Raw genomic sequence first — 15,568 nt, forward strand, 5'->3', positions numbered from 1 at the left:
CGTCGCGGGGCGGCTCGGGCAACCCGTGATCGCGCGCCTGTTCCGCCGGGCCGCGGACCCCGACGGCCGGGCGTTGCGCGACCACCTCGCGGCCGCGGCGCGCTATCGCCTCGCCGACCACAACCTGCGCCCGGGCGAGCACCGCGCGATCACCCGTCTCGTGAGACCGTCTCGATGAGCGCGCCCGCACCGCTGCTCACGGTCGGGCACGGAACGCTCACGGCCGAGGAGCTCACCCGGGTGCTCCACGACGCGGGCGTCGAGCTGCTCGTCGACGTCCGATCGCACCCGGGCAGCCGCCGCCACCCGCAGTTCGGTCGTGACGCGATGGCACGCTGGTTGCCGGACGACGCAGGCATCGCGTACGAGTGGGCGCCCGGCCTCGGCGGTCGGCGACGCACGAACCCGGCGTCGCGCAACACCGCGCTCACACATCCCGCGTTCCGCGGCTACGCCGACTACATGGCGACACCGGAGTTCGCCGACGCGCTCGACCGGCTCATGACGAAGAGACAGGGCCGGCGCACGACCGTCATGTGCGCGGAGTCGGTGTGGTGGCGGTGTCACCGGCGACTGCTCGCCGACGCGGCCGTGTTGCTGCGGGACACGCCCGTCGTCCACCTGTTCCACGACGGCCGCCTGCAACCGCACCGCCCGACTCCCGAGGCGCGCGTCGAGGACGGTGTCCTCGTGTACGACGCCGGCGAAGCCCGCTTGCCGGGCGTCTGAGAGAGCTCCACTACGCTCCCCGCCCATGCCGCTCGCCACCGCCGAACGTGCCCTGCTCGAAGAGCGCCGACCGCTGACGCGCGACGAGGTGCTCGCGGTCGCGCACCGCCCGCTCGACGAGCTTCCCGATCTGATCGCGCTGGCGCACCGCGTGCGCCTCGCGTACTGCGGGCCGGAGGTCGAGCTCGAGAGCCTGATCAACGCGAAGTCGGGTGCGTGTCCCGAGGACTGCACGTTCTGCTCGCAGTCGGTCCGCTACCACACGGGCGTCGACGTGTACGCGTTCCTCGATCTCGACGACGTCCTGGAAGCCGCACGCGCGACGCGCGCCGCGGGCGCGACGCAGTTCTGCATCGTCGTCGCGGTGCGCGGTCCCGAGGAACGGCTGCTGCGCAAGGTGATCGACGCCGTCCATGCGGTGCACGACGAGACCGGGCTCGAGGTCGCGTGCTCGCTCGGTCTGCTGACGCGTGAGCAGGCACAGCGCCTCGCGGATGCAGGTGTGCGCCGCTACAACCACAACCTCGAGACGTGCCGCGCGCTCTACCCGTCGATCTGCACGACCCACTCGTGGGACGACCGGCTGCAGACGGCGCAGTACGCGAAGGACGCGGGGATGGAGCTGTGCTCCGGCGGGATCCTCGGCATGGGCGAGACGCTCGAGCAGCGCATCGACTTCGCGTTCGAGCTCGCCGCGCTCGACCCGTGCGAGGTGCCGATCAACCTGCTCGACCCGCGTCCGGGGACGCCGCTCGCCGACTCGGTGCTCATGTCGCCGCGCGAGGCGCTGCAGGCGATCGCCCTGTTCCGGCTCGTGCTGCCGCGCGCGTGGCTGCGACTCGCGGGCGGGCGCGAGCGCGTGCTCGGGGAGCTGCAGTCGATGGGCCTCCTCGCCGGCGCCAACGCGCTCATCGTCGGCAACTACCTGACGACCGGTGGGCGGTCACCCGAGGAGGACCGCGCGCTGCTCGACGCGCTCGGCATGCCGGTCGCGGACGGGCCGGGCGAGGGTCGCTTCGTCGTCGACGACCGCGGCGCGCACTCGCTCCCCGCGCGGACGTCGATCCCCGTGTCGGTCAGCGGCGCAGGTGGACCGTCTCGTTGAAGCTCATCAGGTAGGGACCGGCGCGTCGCCGGCCGAGCCGCGTGATCGAGCCGAGCGACAGGTGCATGTGCCACGCGAGGTCGTCGCCGGCGCCGAGCGCCCAGGCGACCGCGGCCTTGATCGGTGAGACGTGCGAGACGGCGACGACGAGCCCGTCTCGCGCCAACAGCTCGTCGCACAGCGTCGCGACCCGCGTGCCGACGTCGGTCAGGCTCTCGCCGTCCGGGAACGCGACGGCGGGGTCGGACGACAGCGCGGCCGCGTCGCGCGGGACCTCGGCGAGCGACCGTCGCTCCCACGCGCCGTAGTCGATCTCGATCAGCCGCTCTTCGACGGCCGGGACGATCCCGCACGCGTCACCGATCGCGTCCGCAGTCTGCCGCGCGCGCAGGAGCGGGCTGGTGACGATCTCGACCGGGTGTTCGTGAGCGAGCGCCCGCGCGGCCGCACGCGCCTGCATCCGGCCCAGCGCGGTGAGGGGCGGATCGGAGCGGCCGAGGAGACGGCCCGCGCGGTTGTCCGCCGTCTCGCCGTGCCGTACGAAGACGAGCATCAACGGGGCGGTCGGCGGACGGGACGGGCGGTCGCGCGTGGCGCAACCGCGAGCCGGCCCGTCCGTAGGAACGTCTCGCGCGTCCGGCGGTTCGCGAGGCCGAACCGGTCCACCATCCAGACGATCGCGATCGCGCCCGCGAGCTCCTCGAGCACGACGACGCCCCACGCGGGCAGCAGCGCACCGTGCGGGAACGACGCGCCCAGCGTCGGCCACCACAGGACGTGCGTGTCGGTCCACGCGCCCGCGAGCACGAGCCCGCAGAACATGCCGATCGGCAGGCACAGCAACCGCCGGCGGAGCAACCGCGGGCGGCCGATCGTCGCGAGCATCACCGCGGCGAGGAGGGCGACCGCGCCGAGCAGGGTGTGGCCGAACGCGGGGCGGCCCCACGGGGCGTCGATCACGAGCGGCAGCAGCGATCCGAGCGCGACGAGGCGGTAGTCGACGCCGTGGCTGCGGAACACCGCCCACACGATGAGCACCGAGCCCGCGACGTACCAGAGGAACACGGCTCAGACCTCGCCGGGCGGCAGGTCGAGCGCGGCGTTGACGAGCGCGTCGGCGTCGGTGTTCTGCTCACGGGGCACGTGCTCGAGATCGACACGCTCGTAGGGCGCGAGCAACGCGCGCGCCCGGTCGAAGAGCGGACGCAGGCCCGCGTGCTTCACCTTGTAACGACCCTCGAGCTGGCGGATGAGCAGCTGGGAATCGGCGCGAACGTGGATCCCGCGCGCCGGGAAGTCGCGCGCGGCCTCCAGGCCCGCGATCAACGCCTCGTACTCGGCCACGTTGTTCGTCGCGACGCCGATGCGACGGCTGACAGTCGCGAGCCGCGTCGGTGGACGGGTCGACGGGTCGAGCACGACCGCGCCGATGGCGGCGGGACCCGGGTTCCCGCGCGCGCCGCCGTCGCAGTAGAGCAGCACTGCCTCGCGACGCCCGTCGCTCACGGCTGCGGCACCAGGATGCAGCCGCAATTGTCGCAGAACGCGACGGTCCCGTCCGCCGCGCGCTTGATCCGCTCGGCCTCCGTCGCCGGGATGTCGAGGTGGCATCCCTGGCAGGTCCGTCCGACGAGGCGCGCCGCGCCGACACCGCGCGCCTGGGCGCGACAGCGTTCGTACGTCGTGAGGAGGTCGGCCGGGAGGTCGCGCGTCAGCTCGCCGCGCGCGCCACTCTCCTGCGCGATCTCGCCGTCGATCGTCGCCTCCTGCTCGGCCAGCGCCGCTCGCTGGTCCGCGACGCCCGCCTCGATGCCGGCGATCTGCGCCTCGAACGCGGCGACCTCGGCGTCGAGCGACTCGCGCTGCTCCATCAGCGCGAGCTCGTCGTCCTCGACCGACGAGCGGTGACGGCGGAGCTGCTCGATGTCCGCCTGCATGGCCTGCAGCTCCCGCGGTGAGGAGATCTCGCCCGAGTAGAGCCGCTTCTCCGTCTCGATCGCGCGCTGTTCGAGGGCGCGCGCCTCGTCGTCGAGACGGCGCTCCTCGCGGGCGACGTCGTCGCGCCGGGCACGCGCGTCCGCGAGCAGCGGGGTGAGCTCGCGCAGGCGCGCGTCCGCCTCCGCGAGCGCGGCGCGCTCGGGCAGCGTGTCGCGCCGATGCCGGAGGCGGTCGATGGCGGTGTCGCGTTCCTGGACCGCGAGCAACGTGTCGAGCGCGGGCATCCCGGCGAGACTACCGGGGCACTGCTGCGGTGGTGACCGTGCTCGGAGGCGGTGACGACGACGGCGTCGGCTTCGCGGACGTGCTCGTCGTCGCGGGCGCGCTCGTCGACGTCGGGGGCTGCGTCGGCGGCGCCGACGAGGGCGGCGACTGGCCACCCGACCCGCCGCTGTCCGGCTGCGCCGACGAGGTGCCGCGACCCGCGTCGGTGATGCGCCGACCGGGCGGCCACAGCGACTGGTCGGGCGCGACGAAGTCCTCGTTCGGCTGGCCCGCGAGCGCGGAGTTCATGAAGTTCTTCCAGATGATCGCGGGCCACGTCCCGCCGAACACGGTGTTGTAGCGACCGACACGGCCCATCGGGGTCTCGCTCGCGAGGTTCCCCATCCACACGACGGCGGTGAGCTGCGGCGTGTACCCGTCGAACCAGGCGTCGGTCTCGTTGTCCGTCGTGCCCGTCTTGCCCGCCGCGACACGACCGCCGTCGAGCCGCGCGCTCGTACCGGTGCCGTTCGTGATGACGCCACGAAGGATGTCCGTGACGGTGCGGGCGACCTGCGGATCGATCACGCGGTTGCCGGCCGTCTTGTTCTGGAAGATCGTCTTGCCGTCGGGCCCGACGACCTTCGTGACGAAGATCGGGTCGTGACGCACGCCGTCCGCCGCGAAGGTGTTGAAGATCGTCGCCATGTCGAGCGGCGTCTGACCGCCGGCCGACCCGTACACCATCGTCGGCACCTTCACCTGCGCGGTGTTGCCGTTGACGTCGGGCCGGTTGTCGGTCTTGTCGAGCTGCCAGTAAGGGCACGTCGCCTTGGTCGTCGTCGCACCGGCGCAGATGCCGAGCCGCTGCGCCATCTCGGTGATCTTGTCGAGGCCGAGGCTCGCGCCGATGCGCAGGTACGCGCAGTTCACGGAGTCGACCGTCGCAGTGCGGATGCTCTCCGTGCCCGGGCCCTGCTCGGCGTTCTTCAGGGGCGGTGTCGGCGGGTAGCCGGGGAACTGCACGACGCACGGCGACGTACCGCTCACGCTGTCGTTCGGCGAGTAGCCGTTCTCGATCGCGGTCGCGAGCGTGACGACCTTGAACGTCGACCCCGGCTGGCGTCCCGAGTTCGCACCGGCGCGGTAGTGGGTGGCGATGTCGAACTGGTTCTGCTGGAACCCGGGGCCGCCGATCAGCGCGCGCACCGCGCCCGTCTGCGGGTCCATGACGACCATCGCCGCGGTGATGCCGTCGGCACGGGGCGTCGCCTGTGCCAACGTGCCCGCGATCGCCTGCTGGGCCAGGTACTGCAGGCGCGGGTCGTACGTCGTGTAGACGCGCAGGCCGCCGCGCAGGACCGCGTTCTCGCGGTCGGCCGCGGTCGCGCCGAGGCGAGGATCGTCGAGCAGGCGCTGCTCGACCTCGGCGAGGAAGTAGTTGTCGGGGCGGTAGTCGGCCGGTGGCAGCTTCGTCGGCAGCGGCTCGAGCGCGGCGGCGAACGCCTGCATCCGGTTGATGTAGTGCTGGTCGATCATGCGCTGCAGGACGACGAGGCGGCGCTCGCGCGCGGCGTCGGGGTGGACGAACGGGTTGTAGCCCTCGGGGTTCTGGATGAGTCCCGCGAGCAGCGACGCCTGCCCCAACGTGAGCTGGCCCAGCGGCTCACCGTCGAAGAAGCGCTCGGCCGCGGTCTTCACGCCGTAGGAGCCCTGCCCGAAGTAGACGGTGTTGAGGTACTCCTCGAGGATCTGCTTCTTCGAGAACTGGTCGGCGAAGCGGTAGGCGAGGATCACCTCGCGGACCTTGCGGTTGAGGTCGCGCTTCGGCGTGAGGATCCGGTTCTTGATGAGCTGTTGCGTGATCGTCGAGCCGCCCTGCTCGACCCTTCCCGACGTGACGTTCGCCCAGAGCGCGCGGAACGTCGACTGCAGGTCGACGCCCGGGTTCTTCCAGAACGTGCGGTCCTCGGTCGCGATCACCGCGTTGACGAGGTCCTTCGGGACCTGCGCGAGCTTCACGCGCTCGCGGTCGTCCGCGGCGAAGATCCCGATCTGGTTGCCGTTGGCGTCGTAGACCAGTGTCCGCTGCGCCAGCGTGCTCAGGTGGTCGGCGATCTTCGAGCTGAACCGGGTGCTGTTGAACAGCGTCGCGGACGCGGGGATCAGCGCCGCGAAGCACAGACCCAGACCTGCCCCGCCGGCGAGGACGATGACGGCGAAGCGCCGCAGCCTGCGCACGACAGGTCAGGATGGCATACGCGGGTCGCGCGGAGGCGCCGCGGCGCCGCTCACCGTGACGGATGCGTCACCGTGAGCCGACGACGCGGCGAGCGAGGGCCGGGAGCGCGGCCGCGCCTCGCTCGGGCCGGTAGGCCTCCGCCGCCTCGGTGAGCGCGGCGTCGTCGGCATCGGACAGGTCGAGATCCCCGGCGGCTGCGTTCGCCTCGAGCTGCGCGACGCTCCTCGCACCCGGGATCGCCACGACGTTCGGCCGGCGGATCAGCCACGCCAGCGCGACCTGCGCGGGCGTCGCGCCGTGCCGGTTCGCGACGGAGCGCAACACGTCGAGCAGCTCGGCGCCGCGGGTGAGGTTCTCGGGGAGGAACAGCGTGTTCGTGCGCCGCGCGGACCCGGCCGGCAGGTGCTCGGCGTCGTACTTCCCCGACAGGAAGCCCTGCGCGAGCGGGCTGTACGCGATCACGATCCGGTCGTTGGCCTGCGCCCACGGGACGAGATCGCGCAGCGGTCCGCGCTCGGCGAGGTTGAACTTCACCTGGTTCGACAGCAGCGGCCGGCCGAGCGCGTCCTGCGCGCGACGCCAGCGCGCGAGCGAGTAGTTGCTGACGCCCGCGTGCGCGACGAGCCCGCTGTCGAGGACGCGCCGCATGCCTGCCATCGTCGGGCCGTCCGGAACGACCGGGTTCGGCCAGTGCACCTGGTACAGGTCGATGTGCGCGACACCCAGACGGCGCGCGCTGCGACGGGCGCGCCACTCGACGACCGGGGCGAACGGGGCGACCGGGAAGAGCTTCGTGGCGACGAAGACGTCGCCGCGGCGGTCCGCGATCGCGTCGCCCACGATGCGCTCCGAGCGCCCGAACGCGTACATCTCCGCGGTGTCGATCAGGTCGACGCCGAGTGCCAGCGCCCGGTCGACGATGGCGCGGGCCTCGTGACGTGCGTAGTCGTCGCCGTAGCCCCACTCACGGGCCCCGAACTGCCACGTGCCGAGCCCGATCGCAGAGACCCGGACGCCGCCGGCCTCGACGTAGCGCATCCCGCGATGCTGCCCGATTGCGCGTTCGCTGTCACACCCCGTCGTTAGGGTCTGGGTCGTGGGAGTCGCGAACGAAGCCGGGCCGTGCGCGGAGCGCGGGACGGCCCGGCCCGAGGGAGCAATGAGCGCGGAGAACAGGTTGCGGCTCGTCCCGTTCGGCGGTGCGGCGCACCGGGCGCTGGAAGCGCTGCTCGCGGACCTGCAGGCCGACGATCCTCTCGCCGCGGTCACCGTCGTCGTCCCCACGGTGTACGCGGCGCTCTCGGTGCGGCGGCGGCTCGCGTCGCGCCTGCACGACGGGCGCGGGTTCGCGAACGTGCGGTTCGAGCTGATGCCCCGGGTCGCCGGGCTGCTCGGCGCGCCACGTCTCGAAGCGGCCGGCCGCCGGCCGCTCACACCGGCGACGGCAGCCGAGATCGTGCGGTCCGTGCTCGGTGACGTGCCGGGACCGCTCGGCGACCTGCGCGACCACCCGAGCACCGTGCGGGGCCTCGAACGGACGCTCGCCGACCTCCGGCGCGCCCGTCCCGCGACGTTGCAGCGGTTGCGGGCCCGGGGTGCACGCGCCGCGCACGTCGTCGCGTGTCTCGAGGAGTACCGACGGCGGACGCGGAACTTCTACGACGCCGACGACCTGCTCGACGCGGCGGCCGCGGCCGTGCACGACGATCCGTCGGCGACGCGCGAGCTCGGGTTCGTCGTCGTGTACCTCCCCGACGCGCTGTCGGTGAGCGAGCAGGAGCTCGTCGGCACGTTCGCGGCCACGGGCGGCGCGGCCGTGCTCCTCGGTACCACTGGCGAGCCCGACGTCGACGCGCCGACGATCGCGCTCGCGCAACGGCTCGCCGGCGTGCTCGGTCCCGCGGTGACCGTCGCCGGTGACGACGCGGCCGCGCCGGACGTGCTGCTGGTCGACGCGCCCGATCCGGACGACGAGGTGCGCGCCGCGTTGCGGGAGGTGCTGCGACGGGCCGAGGACGGTCCGTCACCGGTGCCGCTGTCGCGCGTCGCGTTGCTGTACCGGATCGCCGAGCCGTACGCGCGCGTCGCGTTCGAACAGCTCGCCGCGGCCGGGATCCCGGCGAACGGCCCGACAGCGCGCCGCCTGCACGACTCCGGCGCCGGCCGCGTCCTCGAGGGTGCGCTCGCCCTCGCGACGTCCGACCTGCGCCGTGACGCGCTCGCGGCGTGGCTCGCGACCGCGCCACTGCGCGACCCGGGTGACGAGCACGGGATCGACGCGCACCGGTGGGACGTCGTGTCCCGGCTCGCCGGTGTCGTCGCGGGCGCCGACGAGTGGACGGCGCGGCTCGACACGCACGAGATGCGGCTCGAACGCCGAGCCGACGACCTGCGCGACGACGCCGACGCGACCGACGGCGTCCGCGGCGCGATCGACGTCGAGCTCGCGGAGACACGGCGGCTGCGTGCATTCGTCGAGCGGCTCGCCCAGGACCTCGTGGCACCCGAGCCGGCGACATGGGCGTCGCTCAGCGCGTGGGCCGTCGACCTGCTCGACCGTTACACCGGAGGAACCGCCGCGCGCGCGCACTGGCCCGAGATCGAGCAGCACGCCGCGCGCGAGATCGTCGCTCGCGTCCGGTCGCTCGGGGAGCTCGACGACGTCGCGGGCGACGCCGACCTCGCGGCGTTCCGCGTCGCGGTCGCCCGTGAGCTCGACGCCCCGCTTGGCCGCGAGGGCACGTTCGGGACGGGCGTCTTCGTCGGCCCGTTGCGCGCCGCGGCCGGGACCGACTTCGACGTCGTCGTCGTGCTCGGGATGAACGAAGGAGCGTTCCCGCCCAGCGCGCGCGACGACCCGCTCCTCCCCGACGACGAGCGTGGCGGCACCGACGACGCCGACGAGATCGCGCCGCGCGCGACCCGTCAGGACGAGCATCGCCGGTATCTCGCGGCACTCGCGTGCGCACCGGCGCGCGTCCTCACGTGGTCGCGTGCCGACGTGCGTGCGCAACGGGCGAGCAACCCGGCGCGCTGGCTGCTCGACGAGGCGTCGCGACTCGCGGGGCGCGTCCTCGGTGCGCCCGATCTCGCCGAGCTGGCCGCGCCCTGGTACCGGTCGGTCGAGTCGTTCGAGTCCGGTCTCGTCGACGAGTCCACGGAACCGGTGTCGTTCGGCGAGCTGGAGCTGCGCGAGCTGCGGTGCCTGCAGCGCGCGGGCGGTCGTGTCGACGACCACCCGTTCGTGCTCGGCGACGTCGCGCTCGCGCGCGGACTCGACGCCGTCCGCACGCGGACCGGTCGCGTGCTCGGCCGCTTCGACGGGTACGTCGGCGATCTCCCCGACGTCGCGGGAGGTCTCGACCGCGTCCAGTCCGCGACGTCGCTGCAGCGGTACGCGACGTGCCCGCGCCAGTACTTCCTCTCGGAGGTCCTCGGGCTGCGCGACGTCGAACGGCCCGAGGCGACGGACGTGATCAACGGCCTGGACCGGGGGACGCTCGTCCACGCGATCCTCGAGCAGTTCGTGCGCGAGGCACGGCCCCGCTCGGCGCCCGGCGAGCCCTGGGACGCCCAGGAGCGCGCCCAGCTGCTCGCGATCGCGCAGCGTCACTTCGACGACGCCGCGGCCCGCGGCATCACGGGCCGGTCGCTGCTGTGGCAGGTCGAGCAGCGCCGGATCCGGCGCGTGCTCATCGACGCGCTCGACGCCGACGAGCAGAACCGCGCGTGCCTCGGTGTCGTGCCCGACCCCGGCCTGCTCGAGCTGTCGTTCGGCGACGACGATGCCGGCGAGCGTGGCGCGAACGTCCCGCCGGTCGAGATCGACCTCGGCGACGGCCGCCGGGTCGCGTTCCGGGGGCGCGTCGACCGCGTCGACCGCTCGCCCGACGGCACGCGTCTCGTCGTCCTCGACTACAAGACCGGCAAGGACGACGAGTACAAGAAGCTCGATGCCGACCCGGTCCAGGCCGGCCGGCTCCTGCAGCTCCCGATCTACGCGCTCGCGGCGCGACACGTGGACGAACGGGTCGCGGCTGTGTCCTCGTACTACTTCTTCCTGGAGCCGTCCACGCGCGACCACCTCCGTGGCTACACCGTGACGGACGAGACGCTCGACCGGCTCGGGGAGGTCCTGCGCGTCCTCACCGACGGCGTGCGCGACGGCCTGTTCCCCGCCCGCCCCGGTCCCGAGGACCGCGAGAGCTGGGCGAACTGCCGATACTGCAGCTTCGACCGGATCTGCGCGCGCGACCGCGGTGCCGCCTGGCAGCGCGTGCAGACGGACGACCGGCTGCGCGCGTACGTCGAGCTCGCGGACGGACCGGTGGAGCCGGAGCCCGAGGAGGTCGGGTCGTGAGCGCGGTCGAACGCGACGACGACGCCGTCCGCGTGCAGGTGCGCGAGCAGCACGGGCGGACGATGTTCGTCGAGGCCGGCGCGGGCACGGGCAAGACCACGACGCTGGTCGCCCGCATCGTCGCGATGGTCGTCTCGGGGTCCGCGCGGCTGTCGGAGGTCGCGGCGATCACGTTCACCGAGGCCGCCGCGGCGGAGCTGAAGGACCGCGTGCGCGTCGAGCTCGAGCGGGTCGTCGCCGACGACACGACCGAGGCCGACCGGAGCGAACGCGCCCGTGCCGCGCTCGACGAGCTCGACGACGCGGCGATCTCGACGCTGCACTCGTTCGCGCAGCGGATCCTGGCGACGTACCCGTTGGAGGCCGGTCTCCCTCCCGGCTTCGAGGTCGCCGACGACATCGCCGCGACGCTCGCGTTCGATGCCCGGTGGAACGCGTTCCTCGACGAGCTCCTCGCCGACGAGGCGCTCCACGACGTCCTCGTCGCCGCGTTCGCGCTCGGGCTGAAGGTCCGTCACCTCCGCGCGCTCGCCCGTGAGCTGCACGACCACTACGACCGCCTCACCCGCGCAGCCGACGACTGCCGCGAGCCGCGTGGCGTCCCCGTCGTCGACACCGCCCGCATCCTCCAGCCGCTCGACGAGGCGTTCGCGCTCGTCCCCCGCTGCATCGCGACCGACGACCGTCTGGCCACGCACGTCCTCGGGCTCGAGCGCTTCCGCGCGCGCCTGCGCGAGGCCGGGGACCGTCTCGACGTGCTCGAGGTGCTCGCCGACGCACCGAAGCTCGCGTCGAGCAACGGGCGCGCCGAGAACTGGCGCGACGGGTGCAAGCGGGACGTCGTCGCGCACCTCAAGCAGGCGAACGACGCGCTGGTCGAGACGTTGCGCGACGTCCGCGCGGCGCTCGTCTCGCCGATCGTGGCGCGCGTCGTGGCGTTCACGGTTCGGAGCGCGGACGAGCGCCGCCGGGAGGGGATGCTGGAGTACCACGACCTGCTGGTGCTCGCGCGTGACCTCGTGCGCCGCGACGCGGCCGTGCGCGGTGCGCTCGCGCGACGGTTCACCCGCGTGCTCGTCGACGAGTTCCAGGACACCGACCCGCTCCAGGCCGACCTCGCGCTCCTGCTCACGTCACGTGCCCCGTCGGCGAGCGGCGCCGACACACCGGTGCCCGTCGACGCCGAAGCGCTCACGCCGGGCGCGCTGTTCCTCGTCGGCGACCCGAAGCAGTCGATCTACCGCTTCCGGCGCGCCGACATGGGCGTCTACCTGCGCTTCCGCACGGGGCTCGGCGACGATCCGATGCTCCTCGTGGAGAACCACCGGTGCGTGCCCGGCATCGTCGACTGGGTCAACCACGTCTTCGCCCGCCGGTTCGCGGACGGGCGGCCGGAGCTGCAGGCACCGTGGGTGGCGCTGACCGCCCACCGCTCGCCGCTGCCCGGGACGCGGAGCCCGGTCCAGGTCTTCGGCGAGGAACGCGACGCCCGCATCGACGAGGTGCGCCGCGCCGAGGCGCGCGACGTCGCCGCGATCGTCAGCCGCGTCGCGGCCGAGCGTTGGACGATCAGCGAACGGTCCGGCGACACGATGCGAGCCGCGACGTACAAGGACGTTGCGATCCTGCTGCCGACGCGTGCCGCGCTCCCGGCGATCGAGGCCGCGCTCGACGACGCCGGCATCCCGTCCCGGGTCGAGAGCCAGTCGCTCGTGTACGCGACGGCCGAGGTGCGCGATCTCGTGACGATCCTCACCGCCGTCGACGACCCGACCGACGAGATCGCGGTCGTGGGCGCGCTGCGCACGCCCGCGTTCGCGTGCGCGGACGACGAGCTCGTCGGCTACCACCTCGCGCACGGGCCCTGGGACTACCGCCGCCGCCCGCCCGACGAGCTGCGCGACCACGTCGTCACCCGAGCGCTCGCCGCGCTCCACGAGCTGCACCGCGACCGCTGGACGACGAGCGTGAGCGGCTTGCTCGACCGGATCGTGCGTGAGCGCCACGTGCTCGAGCTCGCGCTCGCGTACCCGCGCCCACGCGACCACTGGCGTCGGGTGCGCTTCCTCGTCGACCGGGCGCGCGCGTTCGACGCCGCGGGCGGGTCGGACGTCCGTGCGTTCGTCGACTGGGTCGAGGAGCAGGCCTCGGAGCAGGCACGAGCGGTCGAGGTCGTCGCCCCGGAGCCCGACGACGACGCCGTCCGCATCACCACGGTGCACGCCTCCAAGGGGCTCGAGTACCCGATCGTCGTCCTCGCCGGGCTCAACGCCCGCGACGACGACCGCCTCCCGTCCGCGCTCTGGAGCGACGACGGCCTCGAGGTCCGGCTCGCGCCGAAGGACGTCGCCTTCGCGACGCCCGGCTACGAGACCGCGTGCGCGAACGAGAAGGATGCCGTCGCGGCGGAGCGCGACCGGCTGCTGTACGTGGCCGCGACCCGCGCGCGCGACCACCTCCTCGTCAGCCTGCACCGGTCGACGAAGGCCCGGCCGTGCGGTGCGGAACGCCTCGCCGCGTGTCTCGACGGTGCGCCGGGTGAGCGCATCGACCCGGGCGAACCCCGTTCCGGGCACGTCGACGCGGCCGCGGCGGGTCGCGCGGAACGCGCGTCCACGGTCGACGCCGCGTCGGTGGTCGAGGCGTGGCGGGCCCGCCGCGACGCCGTGCTGGCGCGCGCGGCGGATCCCGTCGTGAGCGCGACCGCGCTGTCGCACCGGCTCGCGCTCGCGACGGGCGCGGTCACCTCCGGCGACGACGTCGACGAGGAGGACGGGGCGGGTGCGGGGAAGGACGAGATGCTCGTCGACGACGACGTCGCGGTCTCCGTTCGCCGCGGTCGATCGGGCACCGCGGTCGGGCGCGCGGTGCACGCGGTGCTGCAGACGGTCGATCTCGCGACCGGCGACGGGCTAGCAACGGCCGCGCGCGCCCAGGCCCTCGCCGAAGCGGTCCCCGACCGCGAGGAGGAGGTCGCCCGTCTCGCACGGGCGATGTTGCAGGCGCCGGTGGTCCGGCTCGCGGCCGGCGTGCGGTCCTGGCGAGAGGTGCCCGTCACCGCGCAGGTTGGTGGCACGACCGTCGAGGGCGTGATCGACCTGCTCGTCGACGCGCCCGACGGGCTCGTCGTCGTCGACTACAAGACCGACCGCGTCGCGACGGTGGCGGCCGTCGACCGGGCCGTCGCGCGACATCGTCCCCAGGGCGCCGCGTACGCGCTCGCGCTCGAGACGCTGCTCGGACGGCCGGTGGTCCGCTGCGTGTTCGTCTTCGTGACGCCCGACGGTGCGGTCGAGCGCGACGTCGCGGACCTGCGCGACGCGGTCGCGCAGGTCCGCGAGGCCCTCACGTCCGTGTGATGCCGTCGCGTCAGCGGCCGGAGCGCACCCAGCGTGCGAAGCGGTGCGGTCGCCCGTCGTCGACCATCGCGTCGTCCTCGCGTGCACGCTCGTCGCGCTCGGCGCTCGCGACGTCCACCCTGTCGCCCCCGTCGCGTACGGGGACCGGCGCGTCCGGCGCGACGACCGGGACGACGCGGTCGTCGCGGGTGTCCGCGGTGTCGTCGGCGTGGTTCGTGTCGCCGGCGCGCTCGTACCGACCGCCCTCGGCGCGACCGCGTCCGCCGTCGCTCAGGAAGTCGTCGCGCTCCGCTGCCGCACCCGCGCCCGTGCCCGCGGCGGCGCCGGCTGCCGCGCCGGCGCCCGCGGCCGACGGCGGGCTCGTCGTCTCGACCCGCTCACGCGCCGCGGCGTTGCGCGCCTCGGCCTCGCGACGAGCTTCCGCCTCGGGGCCGATCTCCGGGTCGAGCGCGTCCTCGAGCAGGTGCTGGTGCCACCGCTCGCCGCGGATCCCGCCGAAGAAGCTCCCCACGAGGCCGCCCACGAAGGCGAGCACGCCGGTCAGCGCGCCGATACCCCACCAGGTCGCGCTGTCGGTGGGAGCGCCCTGCGTGCGGAGCCCGTCGCGGATCGTCGTCGGGCCGCCCTCGGCCCACACGATCGCGGCTGCGATCACGAGCACGACCAGGGTCGTGATGAACACGGCCAACCCGTGCGTCGCACCCGCGCGGCGGGCCATGCGGCCGGCGACGTAGCCGCCGAACCACCATGCGCCCAGCACGACGATCGCGGTCGCGATCCCGGACCCGAGCCCGATCGCGCGCCAGTCGCCCCGGCTGAAGCCGCGGGCATCGATCCCGATCACCTGCACGATCGCCACCGCGATGCCGAGGACGAGGGCGAACGCCCCGAACCCGGCGAGCACACCCGCCGCCGTCGACACCCCGGACACCCGTCCCCGGCCGGCGTCGTGCACCAGCGCGAGGCGGGCGTGCCGGTCCTCCACCTTGGTCCCCCGTGCCATGGTCATCGCCTCCATTCGGTCTTGGAAAGAGGCATGCCCACGGCCTCACCTGGGGAAACGCGCCCGCGGTTGGCCCCCGTATCGTCGGGGGTACGGGCCAGTGAGGGGGAACGGAGGGCGACAATGAGACGGACGCTGGCGGCCGTGGCGGCCGTGACGGCCGCGGTGGCGCTGCTCGGGGCGGGCTGCTCGAGCGCCACCCAGAGCTCGGCCAAGGACACCGTGAAGAACGCGACGAACGACGCGAAGCAGGCCGTCGCGCACACGACCGCGGACGGGTTGAGCGCGGCGATCAAGCACCAGGCCGACGTCCAGCACCGTCCGGCCCGGTCCATCGAGGTGGTCAAGGCTGCAGTCGACGACCTGCATCTCGGCGATTCGGTCACCGGCGTGACCGACGCCAACCACGACGGACTCGTCGACAGCGGGAAGATCCAGGTCGAGGTGGCCGGCAAGTTCGCCTGCCTCGCGCTGCCGCCGACCGGCAACGACGTCGTCGTGACCAACGGTCGCTGCTGACGCGAGCGAGACGAGCGGCCGCACGCCCGGACCTCGCACTGGCATGCTG

11 protein-coding genes and 1 pseudogene are annotated in these 15,568 nt (G+C 73.7%); 5 read left to right on the forward strand and 7 right to left on the reverse strand.

The window, feature by feature from the left end:
* Window positions 1-174 precede the first annotated feature (174 nt).
* Together VFC33_13275 and bioB are read left to right on the forward strand one after the other, a co-directional pair.
* Window positions 175-729, forward strand: a complete 555-nt coding sequence (locus VFC33_13275; protein ID HZR14206.1) for a DUF488 domain-containing protein — start codon at window positions 175-177, stop codon at window positions 727-729.
* A gap of 25 nt (window positions 730-754) precedes the next feature.
* Window positions 755-1,720 (forward strand): annotated as a pseudogene (gene bioB, locus VFC33_13280) (biotin synthase BioB).
* An 85-nt stretch (window positions 1,721-1,805) separates the two neighbouring features.
* On the opposite strand, the gene VFC33_13285 reads toward bioB, so the two are convergent.
* From VFC33_13285 to VFC33_13310, 6 genes are all read right to left on the reverse strand, one after another.
* Complete coding sequence (locus VFC33_13285) at window positions 1,806-2,387, reverse strand: histidine phosphatase family protein (protein ID HZR14207.1); 582 nt, start codon at window positions 2,385-2,387, stop codon at window positions 1,806-1,808.
* The gene (locus VFC33_13290) at window positions 2,387-2,899 is read right to left on the reverse strand and encodes a hypothetical protein (protein ID HZR14208.1); all 513 of its coding nucleotides are present in this window, start codon (window positions 2,897-2,899) and stop codon (window positions 2,387-2,389) included. The genes VFC33_13285 and VFC33_13290 overlap by 1 nt, the downstream gene beginning before the upstream one ends.
* A gap of 3 nt (window positions 2,900-2,902) precedes the next feature.
* On the reverse strand, window positions 2,903-3,340 hold the full coding sequence (locus VFC33_13295) for a ribonuclease HI family protein (GenBank protein ID HZR14209.1): 438 nt from the start codon (window positions 3,338-3,340) through the stop codon (window positions 2,903-2,905).
* The gene (locus tag VFC33_13300; protein ID HZR14210.1) at window positions 3,337-4,056 is read right to left on the reverse strand and encodes a C4-type zinc ribbon domain-containing protein; all 720 of its coding nucleotides are present in this window, start codon (window positions 4,054-4,056) and stop codon (window positions 3,337-3,339) included. Before VFC33_13300 ends, VFC33_13295 begins: the two co-directional genes overlap by 4 nt.
* A 10-nt stretch (window positions 4,057-4,066) precedes the next feature.
* A complete protein-coding gene (locus VFC33_13305) occupies window positions 4,067-6,277 on the reverse strand; it encodes a transglycosylase domain-containing protein (protein ID HZR14211.1) in 2,211 nt (736 codons plus the stop codon).
* A gap of 67 nt (window positions 6,278-6,344) precedes the next feature.
* A complete protein-coding gene (locus VFC33_13310; GenBank protein HZR14212.1) occupies window positions 6,345-7,316 on the reverse strand; it encodes an aldo/keto reductase in 972 nt (323 codons plus the stop codon).
* Between the two features lie 58 nt (window positions 7,317-7,374).
* Between VFC33_13310 and VFC33_13315 the strand changes: the two genes are divergently transcribed.
* Window positions 7,375-10,638 (forward strand): PD-(D/E)XK nuclease family protein, encoded by a 3,264-nt coding sequence (locus tag VFC33_13315; protein ID HZR14213.1) that lies wholly within the window; start codon window positions 7,375-7,377, stop codon window positions 10,636-10,638.
* Entirely contained in the window at window positions 10,635-13,997 is a 3,363-nt protein-coding gene (locus VFC33_13320) for a UvrD-helicase domain-containing protein (protein HZR14214.1), read from the forward strand. The genes VFC33_13315 and VFC33_13320 overlap by 4 nt, the downstream gene beginning before the upstream one ends.
* A gap of 10 nt (window positions 13,998-14,007) precedes the next feature.
* Here VFC33_13320 and VFC33_13325 read toward each other — a convergent pair whose 3' ends face one another.
* Window positions 14,008-15,000 (reverse strand): YrzE family protein, encoded by a 993-nt coding sequence (locus VFC33_13325; GenBank protein HZR14215.1) that lies wholly within the window; start codon window positions 14,998-15,000, stop codon window positions 14,008-14,010.
* Window positions 15,001-15,144: 144 nt separating this feature from the next.
* Here VFC33_13325 and VFC33_13330 point away from each other — a divergent pair, with 144 nt between their 5' ends.
* Window positions 15,145-15,519 carry a hypothetical protein gene (locus VFC33_13330; protein HZR14216.1) on the forward strand — a complete coding sequence of 125 codons (375 nt, stop codon included), beginning with the start codon at window positions 15,145-15,147 and terminating at the stop codon, window positions 15,517-15,519.
* Window positions 15,520-15,568 lie beyond the last annotated feature (49 nt).

It is taken from the genome of Acidimicrobiia bacterium, from assembly GCA_035651955.1.
GTDB lineage: Bacteria > Actinomycetota > Acidimicrobiia > IMCC26256 > JAMXLJ01 > JAMXLJ01.

Coding starts and splice junctions, on each gene's coding strand:
- VFC33_13310 (HZR14212.1), bottom strand. CDS start 7,316: ATGCGCTACGTCGAGGCCGGCGGCGTCCGGGTCTCTGCGATCGGGCTC.
- VFC33_13325 (HZR14215.1), bottom strand. CDS start 15,000: ATGGCACGGGGGACCAAGGTGGAGGACCGGCACGCCCGCCTCGCGCTG.
- VFC33_13285 (HZR14207.1), bottom strand. CDS start 2,387: ATGCTCGTCTTCGTACGGCACGGCGAGACGGCGGACAACCGCGCGGGC.
- VFC33_13300 (HZR14210.1), bottom strand. CDS start 4,056: ATGCCCGCGCTCGACACGTTGCTCGCGGTCCAGGAACGCGACACCGCC.
- VFC33_13275 (HZR14206.1), top strand. CDS start 175: ATGAGCGCGCCCGCACCGCTGCTCACGGTCGGGCACGGAACGCTCACG.